Origin of the sequence: Roseococcus microcysteis (assembly GCF_014764365.1) — a bacterium.
In the GTDB taxonomy this organism is placed as follows: domain Bacteria; phylum Pseudomonadota; class Alphaproteobacteria; order Acetobacterales; family Acetobacteraceae; genus Roseococcus; species Roseococcus microcysteis.
On record NZ_CP061718.1, the window covers coordinates 1,086,450 to 1,103,602 of the forward strand.

At 70.0% G+C, this 17,153-nt stretch carries 13 protein-coding genes; 7 read left to right on the plus strand and 6 right to left on the minus strand.

What is annotated here, in order from left to right; genetic code table 11:
- Positions 1-10 precede the first annotated feature (10 nt).
- Complete coding sequence (gene dnaG, locus ICW72_RS05135; protein ID WP_191085237.1) at positions 11-1,792, minus strand: DNA primase; 1,782 nt, start codon at positions 1,790-1,792, stop codon at positions 11-13.
- Between the two features lie 94 nt (positions 1,793-1,886).
- Between dnaG and ICW72_RS05140 the strand changes: the two genes are divergently transcribed.
- The 6 genes from ICW72_RS05140 to ICW72_RS05165 all read left to right on the plus strand — a co-directional run bounded on the left by ICW72_RS05140 (position 1,887) and on the right by ICW72_RS05165 (position 7,836).
- Positions 1,887-2,465 (plus strand): GbsR/MarR family transcriptional regulator, encoded by a 579-nt coding sequence (locus tag ICW72_RS05140; RefSeq protein WP_191085238.1) that lies wholly within the window; start codon positions 1,887-1,889, stop codon positions 2,463-2,465.
- Between the two features lie 6 nt (positions 2,466-2,471).
- A complete protein-coding gene (locus ICW72_RS05145) occupies positions 2,472-3,830 on the plus strand; it encodes a cytochrome ubiquinol oxidase subunit I (RefSeq protein WP_223880838.1) in 1,359 nt (452 codons plus the stop codon).
- Positions 3,831-3,835: 5 nt separating this feature from the next.
- Positions 3,836-4,846: a cytochrome d ubiquinol oxidase subunit II gene (locus ICW72_RS05150; protein WP_191085239.1), complete on the plus strand. Its 1,011-nt coding sequence runs from the start codon at positions 3,836-3,838 to the stop codon at positions 4,844-4,846.
- A 93-nt stretch (positions 4,847-4,939) separates the two neighbouring features.
- Positions 4,940-5,920 (plus strand): CobW family GTP-binding protein, encoded by a 981-nt coding sequence (locus ICW72_RS05155; RefSeq protein WP_191085240.1) that lies wholly within the window; start codon positions 4,940-4,942, stop codon positions 5,918-5,920.
- Positions 5,920-6,945 (plus strand): WD40 repeat domain-containing protein, encoded by a 1,026-nt coding sequence (locus ICW72_RS05160; protein WP_191085241.1) that lies wholly within the window; start codon positions 5,920-5,922, stop codon positions 6,943-6,945. Before ICW72_RS05155 ends, ICW72_RS05160 begins: the two co-directional genes overlap by 1 nt.
- Before the next feature lie 60 nt (positions 6,946-7,005).
- Positions 7,006-7,836 carry an aldo/keto reductase gene (locus ICW72_RS05165; protein WP_191085242.1) on the plus strand — a complete coding sequence of 277 codons (831 nt, stop codon included), beginning with the start codon at positions 7,006-7,008 and terminating at the stop codon, positions 7,834-7,836.
- Between the two features lie 105 nt (positions 7,837-7,941).
- On the opposite strand, the gene ICW72_RS05170 is transcribed toward ICW72_RS05165, so the two are convergent.
- On the minus strand, positions 7,942-9,093 hold the full coding sequence (locus tag ICW72_RS05170) for an FkbM family methyltransferase (protein ID WP_191085243.1): 1,152 nt from the start codon (positions 9,091-9,093) through the stop codon (positions 7,942-7,944).
- Between the two features lie 94 nt (positions 9,094-9,187).
- Between ICW72_RS05170 and ICW72_RS05175 the strand changes: the two genes are divergently transcribed.
- A complete protein-coding gene (locus ICW72_RS05175; protein ID WP_191085244.1) occupies positions 9,188-9,601 on the plus strand; it encodes a DUF3775 domain-containing protein in 414 nt (137 codons plus the stop codon).
- Positions 9,602-9,614: 13 nt separating this feature from the next.
- Here ICW72_RS05175 and ICW72_RS05180 read toward each other — a convergent pair whose 3' ends face one another.
- The 4 genes from ICW72_RS05180 to metH form a co-directional block, all read right to left on the minus strand.
- Complete coding sequence (locus ICW72_RS05180; RefSeq protein WP_191085245.1) at positions 9,615-10,370, minus strand: response regulator; 756 nt, start codon at positions 10,368-10,370, stop codon at positions 9,615-9,617.
- Positions 10,301-12,415 carry a sensor histidine kinase gene (locus ICW72_RS05185; RefSeq protein WP_191085246.1) on the minus strand — a complete coding sequence of 705 codons (2,115 nt, stop codon included), beginning with the start codon at positions 12,413-12,415 and terminating at the stop codon, positions 10,301-10,303. The genes ICW72_RS05180 and ICW72_RS05185 overlap by 70 nt, the downstream gene beginning before the upstream one ends.
- A complete protein-coding gene (locus ICW72_RS05190; protein WP_223880839.1) occupies positions 12,416-13,495 on the minus strand; it encodes a TRAP transporter substrate-binding protein in 1,080 nt (359 codons plus the stop codon).
- A gap of 152 nt (positions 13,496-13,647) precedes the next feature.
- Complete coding sequence (gene metH / locus ICW72_RS05195) at positions 13,648-17,145, minus strand: methionine synthase (RefSeq protein ID WP_191085247.1); 3,498 nt, start codon at positions 17,143-17,145, stop codon at positions 13,648-13,650.
- Positions 17,146-17,153: the final 8 nt, after the last annotated feature.

Here is a 17,153-nt window from a genome sequence, read left to right on the forward strand (position 1 = left end):
GCCACCGCCCTCAGGCGGGGGAGAATTCATCCTCGACCTCACCCCGGCGCAGCGCATCCAGCGCGGCGCGGAGGCGGATCAGCCGCGCCTGGGCGGCCGGGTCGTTCGACCCCGCGAAGGCGGCCTCCGCCGCCCGCGCATCCTCCGCCAGCTCCGCCTCGCCGCGGAGAAAGCCGAAAATCTGCCAGAAGGCGTCCAGCGCCTCCTTCGGTTGGGCCCCGGAACGGGCTTCCATGGGCAGCCCCGCAGGGCGGAGCACCCAGGCGCTGGCGGCCGAGACGGGACTCTGTGCGAGGTGGGCGATCAACTCCACGGAGTCAAGGCGTTCGGCCCGCGGAATCCAGGCCAGGAGGGCATCCCTGACCTGCTTCGCCGGCCCCTCGGGCAATTCGAGCAGCGCCAAGGGCTCCTCAACCTCGCGTAGCAGGTCCGGATGGTGGAGGCATATCGCCAGCAGCAGCCGCGCCCGCTGCGCCTGGATGGCAGCCGCATCCGGCACGGGGCGCGGGTGGCGGGGGGCCGCGCGGGCATCGGGGCGGCGGGATTGCGAGAAGAAGCGGTTGAACAGCGCGCCGCGGAATTCGGCGGCCAAGGCCTTGTCCGGAATGGCCGCGGCGGCGGCGGCCAGGCGGTTGCGGATGGCGGCGCGCGCCTCCGGCCCCGTGGGCAGCTTCGCCCCCGCGATCAGGCCGAACAGGGCGTCGGCCAGGGGTTGCGCGTCGTCCAGCCGCGCCTGCATCCCGCCCGGGCCGGATTTGCGGATCAGCGTGTCCGGGTCATCGCCCGGCGGCAGGGTGGCGAAGCGCAGCGTGCGTTCGGGCGTCAGCAAAGGCAGGGCCACCTCGGCCGCGCGACCGGCGGCGCGGCTGCCGGCGGCATCCCCGTCGAAGCAGAGCACGGGTTCGGGACTGACGCGCCACAGGGCTTCCAGCTGCTCGGCCGTCAGCGCGGTGCCGAGGGGGGCCACGGCCCCCGTGAAGCCCGCCTGGTGCAGGGCGATCACGTCCATGTAGCCCTCGGCCACGATGAGGGTGGCGCCGCGGAACACCCCCTCCCGCGCCAGGTCGAGGCCATAGAGGTTGCGGCGCTTGGAAAACAGCGCCGTCTCCGGCCCGTTCACATATTTGGGCTGGCCATCCCCCAGCATGCGGCCGCCGAAGCTGATGGTGCGGCCGCGCCGGTCGCGGATGGGGAACATGACGCGGTTGAAGAAGAGGTCGGAGGCGCCGCCCTCATCGCGCGGCTGCATCAGCCCGGCCTCGATGAGTTGCGCGGGCGTGATGCCCAGCTCCCGCAATTCCGCCGCCAGCGCCCCGCGCCCGCCGCCGGACCAGCCCAGGCCGAAGCGCGCGATGGTGTCGTCGGTCAGGCCGCGCTTGCGCAGATAGGCGAGGCCCTCCGCGCCCTCGGCGCTGTGCAGGCGGCGGCGATAGGCGGCCTCGGCCGCTTCCAGCACGCCGTAGAGGTCGCGCGCCCGGGCCTCGCGCGCCGCGGCCTCGGGGGTGGCCTTCGGGACATCGAGCCCGGCCTCGCCCGAGAGGCGCTCCACCGCCTCCATGAAGCCCAGGCCTTCGGCCCGCATGACGAAGGCGAAGGCATCGCCATGCGCGCCGCAGCCGAAGCAGTGGAAGCTGTCCTCATACACATAGAAGGACGGGGATTTCTCGTTGTGGAACGGGCACAGCCCCTTCCAGTTCCGCCCGGATTTGGCCAGCCGCACCCGCCGCCCCACCAGCGAGGGCATGGGGGTGCGGGCGCGGAGCTCGTCCAGGAAGGAGGGCGGGAGGGCCATGAAGCGCCGGCTATAGCGCGGCGCGCAAGGCGCCGGCAAAAATCCCCGCCTAACACGCTTGTCATTTCAGAAATTCCTGAACATATCGTCCTCCATGGACCTGCCCCCCTCCACCACCGCCTTCGTCCTCCATTTCGGCGAGATGGGCTCGCGATGGGGCATCAACCGCACGGTGGGGCAGATCTATGCCCTGCTCTTCCTCTCCGACCGCCCCCTGCCGGCGGACGAGATCGCGCAGTCGCTGGGCTTCTCCCGCTCCAACGTCTCCATGGGGCTGAAGGAGCTGGAGAACTGGCGCCTCATCAAGCTCCAGCACCTCCCCGGCGACCGGCGCGAGCATTTCACGACGCCCGATGACGTCTGGGCCATCGTCCGCACGCTGGCCGAGGAGCGGCGCAAGCGCGAGGTGGACCCCACCCTGACCCTGCTGCGCGACACGCTGATGCAGACGCCCCGCAGCGACGCCGAGCGCCACGCCCACAAGCGCATGGAGAGCCTGCACGAGGTCATCTCGCTGCTCACCGGCTGGATGGATGACGTGCAGAAGCTGCCCGACGAACGGCTGGTGGCGCTGCTCAAGCTCGGCGGGCGCGTGGCCCGCGTGCTGGAGGCCACGGACCGCTTCCACGAGATCGTCACCCGCAAGCCCCGCCGCAAGGCACAGGAAGGCTGAGCCGCCATGGACATGGACCCGATCCTCCTCGCCCGCATCCAGTTCGCGGCGAACATCTCCTTCCACATCCTGTTCCCCACCATCACCATCGCGCTGGGCTGGGTGCTGCTGTTCTTCAAGCTGCGCTTCAACGCGACGGGCGATGCGGCCTGGATGGACGCCTACAAATTCTGGGTGAAGGTCTTCGCGCTGAGCTTCGCGCTCGGCGTCGTCTCGGGCGTCGTCATGTCCTTCCAGTTCGGCACCAACTGGCCGGGCTTCATGGAGCGCGTGGGCAATGTGGCCGGCCCGCTCCTGGCCTATGAGGTCATCACAGCCTTCTTCCTGGAGGCCTCCTTCCTCGCGATCATGCTCTTCGGCTATGGACGCGTGTCCAACCGCATCCACACGCTGGCGACCGTGCTGGTGGCGGGCGGCACCACCCTCTCCGCCTTCTGGATCCTGGTGCTGAATTCCTGGATGCACACGCCGGCGGGGCATGAGATCCGCGACGGCATCGTGCATGCGGTGGATTGGTGGGCCATCGTCTTCAACCCCTCCATGCCCTATCGCCTGGCGCATATGCTGCTGGCCTCGGGGCTGACCGTGGCCTTCCTGGTGGCGGGCCTCTCCGCCTGGCGCTGGCTGCGTGGCGACCGCGCGCCGGGCGTGCTCAAGGCGCTGCGGACGGGCGTGGTGATGGGCGCGGTGCTGATCCCCGCGCAGATCCTGGCGGGCGACCTGCATGGGCTGAACACCCTGCAGCACCAGCCCGCCAAGGTCGCCGCCATGGAGGGCATCTGGGAGACCGAGCAGGGGGCCGCGCTGCGCCTCTTCGCCATCCCGGACGAGACCACCCGCAGCAACCGCATGGAGATCGCGATCCCGGGCGTGGCGTCCTTCATCCTGACCCATGACTGGCAGGGCGAGGTGCGCGGCCTCAACGAATTCATGGGCGAGCACCCGCCCGTGGCGCCGGTCTTCTACGCCTTCCGCGTGATGGTGGGCATCGGCATGCTGATGCTGGTGGTGTCCTGGTGGGGCGCCTACACGCTCTGGCGCCGCGGCATCACCCCCTGGCTGGCGCGTGCCCTGGTGGGCATGACCTTCTCCGGCTGGGTGGCGACGCCGGCCGGCTGGTATGTGACCGAAATCGGCCGCCAGCCCTGGCTCGTCACCGGCATCCTGCGCACGGGCGAGGCGGCGGGGCCGGTCGCGGCCACCACCATCATGGGCTCGCTGCTCATGTACCTGCTGATCTATGTGGCGCTGCTGGCCGCCTATATCGGCACGCTGATGCACCTGGCCCGCCGCCCCACCGCGCCGGAGCCCGAGGAACTCGGGCCGCGCGACCCGATGCGACCCACCATCGCCCCCGCGGAGTGACGCCCATGGAAACCCTCCCCGACGGCGCCTGGCTGCCCATCACCTTCGCGGTGCTGATGGCCGTCGCGATGCTGCTCTACGCCATCCTGGACGGCTATGACCTCGGCGTGGGCGTGCTGCTGCGCGCCACCGGCGAGGAGGCGCAGCGCGACAGGATGATCGCCTCCATCGGCCCCTTCTGGGACGCGAACGAGACCTGGCTGGTGCTGGGCGTGGGGCTGCTGCTGGTGGCCTTCCCCGTGGCCCATGGCATGATCCTGACGGCGCTCTACATCCCCGTGGCGCTGATGCTGGCCGGCCTGATCCTGCGCGGGGTGGCCTTCGAGTTCCGCGCCAAGGCGCCCGAGCCGCAAAAGCCCAAATGGGATGTGGCCTTCCAGCTGGGCTCCATCATGGCCGCCTTCAGCCAGGGCTGGATGCTGGGCAGCTACATCCTGGGCTTCGACCCCTCCTGGGCCGCCTTCGCCTTCTCGCTGCTGGTGGGGGTCTTCACGGTGGCGGGCTACACGCTGGTCGGCGCCTGCTGGCTGGTCTGGCGGGCCGAGGGCGAGTTGCAGCTGCGCGCCGCGCGTTGGGCGCGGGGGGCGCTCTATGCCACCTGGGCGGGCGTGCTGGTGGTGAGTGCCGCGACCCCGCTGGCCTCCCCCCGCATCTTCGAGCGCTGGTTCTCCATGCCCGAGGCGCTGATGCTGGCGCCCATCCCGCTGGCCACCGGCGCGCTGTTCCTGGTGCTGCACATCTTCCTGCGCCGCTTCCCCCGCGTGGACCACAGCCTGGATTGGGTGCCCTTCGCCGCCACCGCCGCCATCTTCGTGCTGTGCTTCCAGGGGCTGGCCTATTCCTTCTGGCCCTATGTGGTGCCCGAGCAGGTGACGATCTTCGAGGCGGCCTCGGCACCGGAATCGCTGCTGATCATCCTGTTCGGCGCGGCGGCGGTGCTGCCGATGATCTTTCTCTACACCTTCTATGTGTGGCGGGTGTTCGGCGGGAAGGCGCGGGACCTCAAGTATTACTGAGCCCTCATGGCGCCCGTGGCGGCGGGGGGTTTTCACCGCCCCCCGCCCGGTCCATCTCTTGGGACAATGATTTCCGTCCCTGGAGGACCCCTCATGAGCGAAGCCACCCGCGCGCCCGTCCCCGTCACCGTGCTCACCGGCTATCTCGGCGCCGGCAAGACCACCCTGCTGAACCGCATCCTCACCGAAAACCACGGCAAGAAATTCGCCGTGATCATCAACGAGTTCGGGGAGCTGGGGGTGGACAATGACCTCGTCGTGGATGCCGACGAGGAAGTGTTCGAGATGAACAACGGCTGCATCTGCTGCACCGTCCGCGGCGACATGATCCGCATCCTCTCGGGCCTGATGAAGCGGCGCGACAAGTTTGACGGCATCATCCTGGAAACCACGGGCCTCGCCGACCCCGCCCCCGTCGCCCAGACCTTCTTCGTGGATGAGGATGTGAAGAAGGCCACGCGTCTGGATTCCATCGTGACCGTGGTGGACGCCAAGCACCTCTCCGCCCGCCTGAACGACAGCAAGGAAGCCGAGGAGCAGATCGCCTTCGCCGACCTCATCCTGCTCAACAAGATGGACCTCGTATCGGAGGAGGAGGCCAAGGCGGTCGAGGCGAAGATCCGCGCCATCAACCCCATGGCTGAGCTGGTCCGCAGCACCAAGTCCAACGTGGACATCGGCAGCGTCATCGGCCGCGACGCCTTCAACCTGGAACGCATCCTGGCCCGCGAACCCGACTTCCTCTCGGGCGAGGACGACCACGAGCACGACAGCGAGGTGAACTCCGTCAGCTTCGAGGTGGAGCGCCCCATCGACCCCGAGAAGTTCAACACCTGGATGACGGACCTTCTCGCCGCCAAGGGCCAGGACCTGCTGCGGACCAAGGGCATCCTGGCCTATCCCGGCGAGGACCGTCGCTTCGCCTTCCAGGCCGTCCACATGATCGCGGATGGCGACTACATCTCGCCCTGGAAGGAAGGCGACCCCCGCCGCTCCAAGATCGTCTTCATCGGGCGGGACCTGAACCGGCCCCAGCTGCGCCGCGGCTTCGAGGCCTGCCAGGTCCCGGCCTGATGCAGGACGAGGATATCGCCTATCTGCTCGACAGCCGCGGCGTCTCGCGGGAGCTGGGCGCCTGGGTGGTCGGCATCGCCTTCGGCCGCGAGGGGCGCAGCCTCGCCTTCGGCCTGGGCGATGGCAGCGTCCACATGACGACCGCCGCCGGCGCCGAATGGCGAAGTGTGGCGGCGCATGAGGGCGCCTGTCTCGACCTCTGCGCCGACATCCGCGAGGGCGTGCTGACAGGCGGCGATGATGGCCGGCTGATGCAGGTGGCCCCCGACGGCACCGCCACCGAACTCGCCCGCTTCGGCCGGAAATGGGTGGAGCATGTGGCCGCCCATGAAGGGGGCTTCCGCGCCGCCTCCGTCGCCAAGGCCGTGCATGTGCTGGACGCGAAGGGCGAGGCGGTGAAGTCGCTGGCCCATCCCTCCACCGTGGGCGGGCTGTGCTTCGACGCCAAGGGCAAGCGCCTCGCCGTCAGCCACTACAACGGCGCCTCCCTCTGGTTCGTGAACGCGAAGGAGGACAAGCCGCGCGTGCTCGAATGGAAGGGCAGCCACCACGCCATCGCCTTCAGCCCGGACGGCACCCATGTCGTCACCGCCATGCAGGAGATGTCGCTGCATGGCTGGCGCCTCGCCGATGGCCAGCACATGCGCATGTCGGGCTACCCCACCAAGACGCACAGCCTCAGCTTCAGCGCCAAGGGGAAGTGGCTCGCCACCAGCGGGGCCGAGGCCGTGGTGCTCTGGCCCTTCTTCGGCGGCGGGCCCATGGGCAAGGCGCCCACCGAACTCGCCGGCGGCGACCAGGTGATGTGCACGCGCGTGGCCTGCCACCCGCAGCACGAGATGGTGGCGGCGGGCTTCGAGGACGGGCTGGTGCTTCTGGCCGAGGTCGGTTCGGGCCGGGTGCTGCCGCTGGCCCCGCCCGGGCATGGCGGCGTCTCGGCATTGGCCTGGAACGCCACCGGGACCCACCTCGCCTTCGGCACGGAGACGGGTTTCGCCGGCTTGATTGACCTCTCCAAGCGCTAGGATTTCCCCTCCCCGCCTGATTCGCCGCTGCCGATCACGCGCCACCAGGAGCGACGCCGCATGGGCCAGAGCCCCGTCATCACCACCCCGCACATGTCCATGCCGCGCCTCGGCCTCGGCACCTGGCCGTTGAAGGGCGCCGAAGGCCAGGCGGCGGTGGAATCCGCACTCGGCCTCGGCTACCGCCATGTGGACACGGCCGAGATGTATGGCAACGAAGTGGAGGTGGGGGCCGCGATCCGCGCCAGCGGCGTCGCGCGCGGGGACATCTTCCTCACCACCAAGGTCTGGTTCGACAAGCCCGACGGGCCGCGCTTCCGCGAAGCCGCGCTGGCCTGCCTCGACCGCCTCGCCACGCCCTATGTGGACCTGCTGCTGGTCCATTGGCCCTCGCCGCAGCTTAACCTCCCCTCGGTGCTGGAGGCGCTGGAGGCGCTGCGCCAGGGCGGGCAGGCGCGTGCGGTGGGCGTCTCCAACTTCCCGCCCGGCCTGCTGCGCCAGGCGCTGAACCTCAAGATCACGCCGCTGGCCTGCCTGCAGGTGGAGCACCATGTCCTGCTGGACCAGTCGGCGCTGCTGGCCATCACCGGCCCGGCCGGCATGGTGCTGACCAGCTACACGCCTCTGGGCAAGGGAAAGGCCGCGGAAGGGCCTGAGATCGCCTCCATCGCCGCCCGGCATGGGGTGACGCCCGCGCAGGTGGCGCTGGCCTATCTCCTCGCCAAGGGCGATGTCTCGGCCATTCCCAAGGCGGCCAGCGCCGCGCGCCAGAAGGAGAACCTGGGCGCGCTGGACGTGACGCTCTCGGCGGCCGACATCGCGGCGCTGGACGCCCTGCCCAAGGGGCGGCGCCTCGTGAACCCCGACTTCGCGCCCGACTGGGCGGCCTAGAGCATGCTGCGTTCACATGCGTTCACGCAGCCTGCTCTCACCTTTGTTGAGAGCGGGATTCAGCGTTTTCGGTGATTCCACCTCAACGCATCCCGCTCCAAGGCCTCAGACCCAGCGCTTCACCCAGTCGAGGTCGAAGCACAGCACGATGTCGTCATGCCGACCCGGCGACATCAGGATATCGTGCACCATCTTGCTCCGCGCATGCACGCCCTCGACGGGGCGCGGGCCGGCCTCGGTGAAGTGCACGACATGCGGGAACCACTTCGCCCATGTCTCGATCACGCGCAGCGGGTTGACGCCGGCGAAGCGCAGCTGCGTCCAGATGTTCAGCTCCACATAGACGGCCGTGCGCAGGCGCCGCAGGCTCCGGAGACCGCCCTTGATGGCCTGGGTCTCCGAGCCCTCGATGTCCAGCTTCACGAGGTCCAGGCGCGCCAGAGGCCGCGCGAGTTCGTCCAGCGTCAGCCCCGGGACGACATGCCGCGCGCCGCTGCCCACGCCATTCTCGGCCGCGGTCACGAAGGCCACCGACGCACTCGCGGGGTCGTGCAGCAGCACCTCGCCCGGGGTGGCCACCAGCGCGGCCTGATGGACCTCGGCGCGCGCCAGCCCATTCCGGGCCAAATTGTCCCGCAGAAGGGCACTCAGCCGCGGATTGGGCTCGATGGCGAGCAGCCGGGCGTGGCGCGGCGCGCCGGCCGCCATGGCCAGCGCGCTCAGCCCCAGATTCGCCCCGCCATCGAGCAGCACCGCGCCCTCGCCGCCATCGGGCAGCAGGGCGCGCGTGAGCCGGACGAGGCGCTGCAGCATGGCCGCCTCGTTCGGCGCGTTTCGCAGATAGGGGTCGCCCGCGATGCCGCGCACCCAATGCGGCCTGCCATCCACCTCCACCAGCACCGCATCGGGCGGGACCTCCGGCAGCGTGTCCCAGCCATGCAGCAGCGCCTCGCGCAGGGTGAGGAAGGGGGGCACGGGCCCCGTCTCCCGGGGCGCCGGCCGTCCATGGCGCAGCCAGTGCCAGGCATCGAGCGCCTCCGCGTCGGGCGGCACCAAGCTCTCGGGCGCCAGGCCGCGGCCGGCACGGGTCTGGCGGAATTCGGCGCTGTCCATGAAATGTCGCACCAGCGCTGGCGCATCGCCCAGCGACTGCCATTGCCGAATGACTTCCTTGCTCTCGGCATCACGGCCTAGAATGAGGCGGTAGGCCCAGATGACGACATGCGCCGGAAGTTCGGGGCCAGGGGTGGCGGACATGCACGCCCCCTCCCCGGAGCAACCGGATGCGTGGCCCCATGGGTGGCACACCGGGCGCACAAGACGCCCGTAACGCGGACGAGGAAGACTTAGCATGGCAGTCGAAGAGAACGAAGACGGCGAGGTGGACCTGGGCATCAGCCTCGAGGTGGTGGCCACGGTGGTGGACCTGGCCCGCGCCGTCCAGGAAGCCGAGGAGGCCGAGGCCGGCCGCGCCGATGACGACGAGGAGCTGGACGACGACCTCGAGGACGAGATCACCGAGGAAATGCTGACCGACTACCTCGATGAGCTGAACGAGGAGCAGCAGGTGGCGCTGATCGCGCTGGCCTGGGTGGGCCGCGGCGACCATGAGCCGGAAGAGTGGAACGAGGCCCTGAAGCTCGCGACCGAGCGCAACGCGGCCGGCTCGGCCAGCGCCTACCTGGCCGGCATGGAAGGCCTGGGCGACCTGCTGGCCGAGGGCGTGGCCGCCTTCGGGCTCAGCGTGGAGGAAGTGGACCGGTAGCGTCCGGCCCGCCCTACTTCGCCACCGCGGAAGGCCCCAGCGCCTTCTCCAGCGCGGCGCGCAGCCGCGGCAACTCGGCGCGCAGGGCGGGACGCAGCCCGGCCAGGACGGCGGGGGCGGCCTCGCCCTCGCGCAGGCGGCGCTGGGCGGCTTCCAGCGCCGCGATCACGGGCCGGTCGCCCAGGCTGGCGGCGGCGCCCTGGCCGCGATGGATGAGCGCGTTCAGGATCTGGCCCGACACGCCCGGCACCTCCAGCGCGGCCGCCACCTCGTCCAGTTCGTCCATGAAGCCGTGCAGCAGGGGAAGCGCCGCCTCGCCCAGCTCGGCGCGCAGCGCGGCCACGGGGTCGGGCGGGACGGCCTCGGCGGGCGGGGCCTCGGGCCCGGCGGTGATGCGCGCGAGCAACGCCAGCAGCACCGCCCGGTCCACGGGCTTGGCCACATGCGTGTCCATGCCCGCGGCGCGGCATTCCGCGATCTCCTCCGGCAAGGCCGAGGCCGTCACCGCGATCACGGGCAGGCGGGCCTCGGGCCCCGGCAGGGCGCGCAGGCGCCGCGTGGCCTCCAGCCCGTCCATGCCGGGCATCCGCACATCCATCAGCACCGCGTCGAAAGGCTGGGACTGGACGGCGGCCAGCGCCTCGGCACCATCCGTCACCACCGTCACCTCATGGCCGGCCGCGCCCAGCAGGGCGCGCATCAGCAGGCGGTTGGGCGCGATGTCGTCCGCCACCAGAAGGCGCAGCGGCCGCACCGCGCCGCCGGCCATGCCCGGCTGCGCCGGCTCGCGCGGGGGGTCGCCTCGGCGAGCGGCACCTCCACCCAGAACATCGCCCCCTGGCCTGGTTCACTCTCCACGCCGATCCTCCCCTGCATGAGCGCCACCAGCCGCGCGGTGATGGCAAGGCCGAGGCCCGTTCCCGGGCTCTCGGGATCGCCCAGCTCACCCAGCTGGGTGAAGTCCTGGAACAGCAGATGGCGCTTCTCACGCGGCACGCCCGGGCCGCTGTCCTGCACCTCGACGCGGATGCCGCCCGAGATGGGGCGCACCCGCAGCTCCACCCGCCCGCCCACGGGGGTGAACTTCACCGCGTTGGACAGCAGGTTCAGGATCATCTGCCGCAGCCGGGTCGCATCTCCCAGCACGCCCGCCGGCAGGTCCGGGTCGGCCACCATGCGCAGCGTGATCTGCTTGCGCCGCGCATCCGGGCTGAGGAAGCCCAGGCACCCCTCCAGGAGCGGCGTGAGCGCGAGCGGCGCCTGTTCCAGCTCCAGCTTGCCGGCATTGATCTTGGCGAGGTCCAGCAACCCGTTCACCAGCTCCCGCACATGGGACCCCGCCTCGTGCAGCAGGCGCAGCTGCTCGTAATGGGCGGGCGTCATGGTGCGGTCCGACAGCAACAGCCCGGCGAAGCCCAGGATGGCGTTCAGCGGCGTGCGGAGCTCATGCGACATGCGGGCCAGGAACATGCTCTTGGCCTCGGCCGCGGCCTCGACCTCGCGCACGGCCTCCTTCAGCGCGGTGATGTCGGTGCGGATGCCCACCGTGCCGCCATCGGGGGTGGGGCGTTCCGTGATCAGGATCCACCGGCCATCGGGCAGCAGCCGCTCGATCGGCGCGCCGCCCGAGCGGCGCCAGACCTTCAGCTCGGCGATGAAGCCGTCCACGTCGCCCTCGAACTGCGGGTACTGCCCGTTGGCGATGCCGCCGCGAATGATGTCGTCGAAGAAGGCGCCCTCCTCGATGAAGGGCGCGCTCTCGGCGTAGAATTCACGGTAGCGCTGGTTGCAGATGACCAGGCGGTCCTCGGCGTCGAACATGACGAAGCCGTCGGTCATGCTCTCCAGCGCGTTCTCCAGCGTGCGGCGCCAGCGCAGGCGCTCCTCGTCCACGCGCGCGCGCTGGCGCAGCGCCACCAGCATGGCGGCCACCACCGCCAGCACCAGCAGCGTCAGCGCCGTCGCCACCACCGCCGCACGGTCGCGCTGGACCCGCCACGCGGCGAGCGCCACATCGCGGTCGAGCGAAACACTGATGGCGAGCGAAGGGTAGAGCGTGGGCCGTTCGACCCCGATCACCGCCGTGCCGTCGAAGCGCGAGACGCTGACCAGCCCCTGCCCCGCGGCGCGGTCCAGGCGCTGGCCCATGCGCGTCTCATCGGGCGGCAGGGTGGCCAGCAAGGTGCCGTCGCGCATCTCGAGGCTGACGCGCAGCCCCTCGGGCTCCCCGCCCGCGCCCAGCAGGCCGGTGACGACGGCGACCGGCATCTCCGCCACGGCCATCATCGCCCCCAGGCCCTGGATGTTGACGTTCCGCGCGAAGAAGAGAGACCATTCGCCCGTGCCCGGGTTCCGCACCGGCCCGGCCAGTTGCAGCCCCGCCCCCGGAAGCCCCGCGGGGCGAAGGTCCCGCGTCAGGTCTATGGGCAGGGCGCGGCGGCGCGAGACGGTCAGGCCCGAGACCTCCGGCCCGCCTGGCCCCACCAGCAGGATGTCGCGGACGGTCAGGTTCTGGTTGTTCAGCTCCCGTAGCAGCCGCCCCGCCGCGGCGCGGTCGAAGCTGCCCCCGGGCCCCCAGCCTTCGAAGGGGCCAAGCAGCGTGGGCAGGCCGAGCAGGAGGCTGTCCACCTGCAGGAAGGCGCGGTTCATCGTCGCCTCGACCGAGCGCGCCACGCGGGTCACGGTCTCCTCGGCGTTGTCGAGCGCGCTGCGATGCGCACGCTCGGTCAGCAGCAGGTTGGCCGCGATCTGGGCCAGCAGGATGATGAGGCCCGCCGCGACCACCGCGGCGCGCAGAAGGCGGCCGGTCTGCATTCACTCGCCCACGGCGCGGAAGCCGGTCACGGGTGCGAGATGGCGGTTCCAGACCTCGGCGCAGTCATCGCCGCAACGGCTGATCCAGCGCGGCACCACCGTCTCGCGCAGCAGGCGGTCGCGCAGCGCCGTGTCCGCGGGCGAGACGGGGACGATCTGCATGCGGCCCGGCGTGCCGCGCTCGCAGCCCGGGCGGCCCGCATTGCAGGCCAGGCCCTCGCCCGTCTCGCGGTCGGCGCCGTCCCAGATGTCGCGCTCCAAGCCCGCCACCGCCTCGCGCAGCAGCGCCTGGATGTCGGGCGGCAGGGCGGCCCAGGCCCCGCGCGAGGCGCCGAAGGCCGAGAGCCCCCAGGAGATGGCCATGGCGTGGACATGCCCCGTCACCTCGTGCAGCCCGATGGCATTGCCCGAAAGGGTGCCCGTGATGGCGCATTCCACGAGGTTGTTGCGGACCGCGGGAACGATCTCGGCGAAGGGGATCACGACGGGGGTGGCGCCCAGCGCCTCCACCAGTTCCGACTGCGCGACGCCCGAGGTGCGGATGCGCCGCCCCCGCAGGTCGCCCAGCCCGTTGAAGGGCCGGCGGCAGAACAGGACCTGGGCGGGGTAGGTGTAGAGGCCCAGCACCTCGACATTGTGCCGGTCGCGCAGGAGGGCTTCCACATAGGGCCGCACCCGCGCCACGTTGCGGCGCAGCGTGGCGAAGTCGGGGCTCAGCGCCGGCAGGTCCAGCACGTTGAACTCGGGCTCATCCGCCGCGGCCGCGCCCAGCAGCACGGTGCCGAAGGGCACGACGCCGAGGCGGAGCATGGCCAGCAATTCGGGCGCGCGCAGCCCGCTCTCGTCGAAGGGGGCGATCTGCGCGGTGATCCGCCCGCCCGAGAGGGCCTGGATCCTCTGTTCCCAGAAGGGTTTCTCGAAGCGAACATACTGGCTGATGCTGGCCAGCCCGCCCACCACGCGCAGATGCACGGTGCCGGGCGTGGCCGCCGTGCCGGCCGGCTGCGCCGCGGCGGGCGAAGCGGCGGCGATCATGGCGAAGCCCAGCGAGACCAGGACCGCCAGGGCCGCCATTCGCATCCGTCGCCCCATTCCACCACCTCTCTCATCGCCCGAACGCAACCAAAGGTTACAAACGCGCGTGCCAGAAGGGGCGCGGTGCAACCGCGCGACAATGCCCCAGCAGGGGGTTCCGGGCCAAGGGGCATGATGGCCCCCGGCAGGTAGCACCATCACACCGTGAAGTATTTCGCCCGCGGGTGGTGCAGGACGATGGCGCTGGTGCTCTGCTCGGGGTGGAGCTGCCACTCGTCGCTGATCTCGACGCCGATACGTTCCGCCTGGAGCAGCTTCAGCAGCGGCACCTGGTCCTCCAGCCGCGGGCAGGCCGGATAGCCGAAGGAATAACGCCCGCCGCGATAGCCCTGGGCGAGCATCTTCTCCATGTCGCGCGCATCCTCGCCGGCGAAGCCCAGCTCGGCGCGGATGCGCTTGTGGACGTATTCCGCCAGCGCCTCCGCCATCTCGACCGAGAGACCGTGGAGGTAGAGGTAGTCCTGGTAGCGGTTCCCGTCGAACCACTCCCGCGCCATGTCGGAAGCCTTCTGGCCCACCGTCACCACCTGCAGGCCGATCACGTCGCGCTCGGCATCGTCCACGTCGCGGACGAAGTCGGCGATGCAATCCCCGTCATCCTTCGGTTGTCGCGGAAGGTGGAAGCGGGCGGCCTCGGTGGTGCCGTCCTCCTCGAAGAGGATCAGCTCATTGCCCTGCCCCGCGCACTTCCAATAGCCGTAGATGGCCTGGGGCTTGAGGATGTCCTGTTCCTGCGCCAGCGCCAGCATGCGCTTGAGCACCGGGCGCAGCTCCTGCTTCGCCCAGCCCAGGAAATCCTCCAGGCTGCGGCCGGCTTTCCGGAAGCCCCACTGGAACTGATACAGGCTGCGTTCGTTGATGAAGGGCACCAGCGCCTTGGGGTCCGCCTCCATGAGGCGCGCGCCCCAGAAGGGCGGCGTGGGCACGGGCAGGCCGGCGGTCTCGCGCCGGCGGCGGGCCTGGGCATAGGCCAGGTCCACGGGGGCGAAGCCGCGCGGGTCGGCGGTGCCGAGCGTGCGCTTCTCGTTCTTCGACTTGCCCGAGCGCTTCTGCTGGATGGCGCCCAGATAGCCGTCGAAGTCGTTGCCCATCACCTTGTCCATCAGGTGCAGGCCGTCGAAGGCGTCACGCGCATAGACGACGCGGCCGCTCGCATAGGCCTGCACGCAGTCCTCCTCGACATAGTTGCGTGTCAGCGCCGCGCCGCCCAGCAGCACGGGGATGTCCACGCCCTGGCGGGACATCTCCTCCAGGTTCTCGCGCATCACGACGGTGGACTTCACCAGCAGCCCGGACATGCCGATGGCATGCGCCTTGTGCTCCCGCGCCGCGTCCACGATCTGCTGCAAGGGCACCTTGATGCCGAGGTTCACCACCTTGTAGCCGTTGTTGGTGAGGATGATGTCCACCAGGTTCTTGCCGATGTCGTGCACGTCGCCGCGCACGGTGCCCAGCACGATGATGCCCTTCTCCTGGCCCTCCACGCGCTCCATGTGCGGTTCGAGGTAAGCCACCGCCGCCTTCATCGTCTCCGCCGATTGCAGCACGAAGGGCAGCTGCATCTTGCCGGCGCCGAACAGTTCCCCCACCACCTTCATGCCGTCCAGCAGCACGTCGTTGATGATGGCGAGCGGCGTCATGCCTTCCGCCATTGCGGCGGCAAGCTCGTCCTCCAGCCCCTTGCGGTCGCCATCCACGATGCGGTCCTTGAGGCGACCCTGCACGGTGGCGGCCTTCACCTTGGCCACATTGTCCGCGGCCTTGCGGCCGGAGAACATCTCCAGGACCTTCTGCAGGGGGTCATATCCCTCGCGCCGGCGGTCGTAGATCAGATCCTCCATCACCTGCACCTCCTCCGGCGGGATCTGGTGCAGGGGCTTGATCTTGGAGACATGCACGATCGCCCCCGTCATGCCGGCCTTCACGGCATGGTCGAGGAACACGCTGTTCAGCACATGCCGCGCGGCCGGGTTCAGGCCGAAGGAGATGTTGGACAGGCCCAGGATGATCTGGATGTCCGGGAACTTCTCCCGGATCATCCGGATGCCATCCAGCGTCCAGACGCCGAGCTTGCGGTCATCCTCGTTGCCGGTCGCGATGGTGAAGGTCAGCGGATCGATCATCAGATCGGATTGCGGCAGGCCGTATTGCGTGCAGGCGAAATCCACCAGCCGCTCGGCGATGCGCAGCTTGTCCTCCGCCGTCTTGGCCATGCCGACTTCGTCAATCGTCAGCGCGATGACGGCCGCGCCGAACTTCTTGGCGAGCTTCATGCGGTCATGCGCCGCGCCCTCGCCTTCCTCGAAGTTGATCGAGTTGATGATGGGCTTACCGCCATGCAGCTTCAGCGAGGCCTCGATGACATTCGTCTCGGTGCTGTCGATCACCAGCGGCGCGTTCACGCTGGAGGTGAAGCGGGTGATGACCTCGCTCATCTCCGCCATCTCGTCGCGGCCCACGAAGGCCGTGCAGATGTCGAGCGAGTTGGAGCCCTCGGCCACCTGCTCGCGCCCGATCGCCAGGCACCCGTCCCAGTCATGCGCCGCCTGACGCTCGCGCCAAGCCTTGGAACCGTTGGCGTTGCAGCGCTCGCCGATGGAGAAGTAGCTGTTCTCTTGCCGCAGCGAGACGGAAGAGTAGAGCGAGGCCACGCTCGGCACCCAGTGATACTTGCGCTTCACGGGCGCGGGGCGGTGCTTGTCCCCGCCCAGCCGGCGCAGCATCGCGTCCTGCGCCGCGATGTGCGGCGTGGAGGTGCCGCAGCAGCCGCCGATGAGGTTGAAGCCGTCCTCCACGACGAAGCGCTCCATCCAGGTCGCCATCTCCTCGGCGCCCAGCGGGTAGTGCGTCTTGCCGTCCACCAGCTCGGGCAGGCCCGCATTGGGCTGCACGCTCAGCAGGCCGGGCCAGTTCTGGCTGAGCCAGCGCACATGCTCCGCCATCTCCTGCGGGCCGGTCGCGCAGTTCAGGCCGATCAGCGGCACGTCCAGCGAATGGATCACGGCCGCGGCGGCCGCGATGTCGGGGCCCACCAGCAGCGTGCCCGTCGTCTCCACCGTCACCTGCACGAAGATGGGGATGTCGGACTTGGTCTTCGCCTTCGCGATCTTGGCCGCGTTGACGGCGGCCTTGATGTAGAGCGTGTCCTGGTTCGTCTCGGTCAGGATCGCGTCCGCCCCGCCGGCGATGAGGCCGAGGCATTGCTCGGTCAGCGCCGCCTCCAGCGCGTCATAGGTGACGTGCCCCAGGCTCGGCAGCTTCGTGCCGGGTCCGATATCTCCCACCACCCAGCGGTGGCGACCATCGGCGAAGCTCTCCGCCGCCTCGCGCGCCAGCTCCACGCCCACCTTGTTGATCTCGAAGGCGCGATCGCCGAGTTCGAATTCCTCCAGCGTGATGGGGCTGCCGCCGAAGGTGTTGGTCAGCACCATGTCGGCGCCGGCCTCGTAGTAGCCACGATGGATCTCGCGGATGAGCTCGGGCCGCGAGAGGGACAGCACCTCCGTGCAATTCTCCTTGTCCCAGAAATCCTTCACGATATCGAGCGTCAGCGCCTGCACGCGGCTGCCCATGCCGCCATCGCAGAGCAGGACGCGGTCGCGCAGGGCATCGAGGAGGTGCGGTCTGGAGGCCATGTGTCAGA

What these genes read in the sequence shown, in the direction of transcription:
- dnaG (WP_191085237.1), bottom strand. Translation starts at nt 1,792, where the DNA reads ATGGCCCTCCCGCCCTCCTTCCTGGACGAGCTCCGCGCCCGCACCCCC.
- ICW72_RS05140 (WP_191085238.1), top strand. Translation starts at nt 1,887, where the DNA reads ATGGACCTGCCCCCCTCCACCACCGCCTTCGTCCTCCATTTCGGCGAG.
- ICW72_RS05145 (WP_223880838.1), top strand. Translation starts at nt 2,472, where the DNA reads ATGGACATGGACCCGATCCTCCTCGCCCGCATCCAGTTCGCGGCGAAC.
- ICW72_RS05150 (WP_191085239.1), top strand. Translation starts at nt 3,836, where the DNA reads ATGGAAACCCTCCCCGACGGCGCCTGGCTGCCCATCACCTTCGCGGTG.
- ICW72_RS05155 (WP_191085240.1), top strand. Translation starts at nt 4,940, where the DNA reads ATGAGCGAAGCCACCCGCGCGCCCGTCCCCGTCACCGTGCTCACCGGC.
- ICW72_RS05160 (WP_191085241.1), top strand. Translation starts at nt 5,920, where the DNA reads ATGCAGGACGAGGATATCGCCTATCTGCTCGACAGCCGCGGCGTCTCG.
- ICW72_RS05165 (WP_191085242.1), top strand. Translation starts at nt 7,006, where the DNA reads ATGGGCCAGAGCCCCGTCATCACCACCCCGCACATGTCCATGCCGCGC.
- ICW72_RS05170 (WP_191085243.1), bottom strand. Translation starts at nt 9,093, where the DNA reads ATGTCCGCCACCCCTGGCCCCGAACTTCCGGCGCATGTCGTCATCTGG.
- ICW72_RS05175 (WP_191085244.1), top strand. Translation starts at nt 9,188, where the DNA reads ATGGCAGTCGAAGAGAACGAAGACGGCGAGGTGGACCTGGGCATCAGC.
- ICW72_RS05180 (WP_191085245.1), bottom strand. Translation starts at nt 10,370, where the DNA reads ATGGCCGGCGGCGCGGTGCGGCCGCTGCGCCTTCTGGTGGCGGACGAC.
- ICW72_RS05185 (WP_191085246.1), bottom strand. Translation starts at nt 12,415, where the DNA reads ATGCAGACCGGCCGCCTTCTGCGCGCCGCGGTGGTCGCGGCGGGCCTC.
- ICW72_RS05190 (WP_223880839.1), bottom strand. Translation starts at nt 13,495, where the DNA reads ATGCGAATGGCGGCCCTGGCGGTCCTGGTCTCGCTGGGCTTCGCCATG.
- metH (WP_191085247.1), bottom strand. Translation starts at nt 17,145, where the DNA reads ATGGCCTCCAGACCGCACCTCCTCGATGCCCTGCGCGACCGCGTCCTG.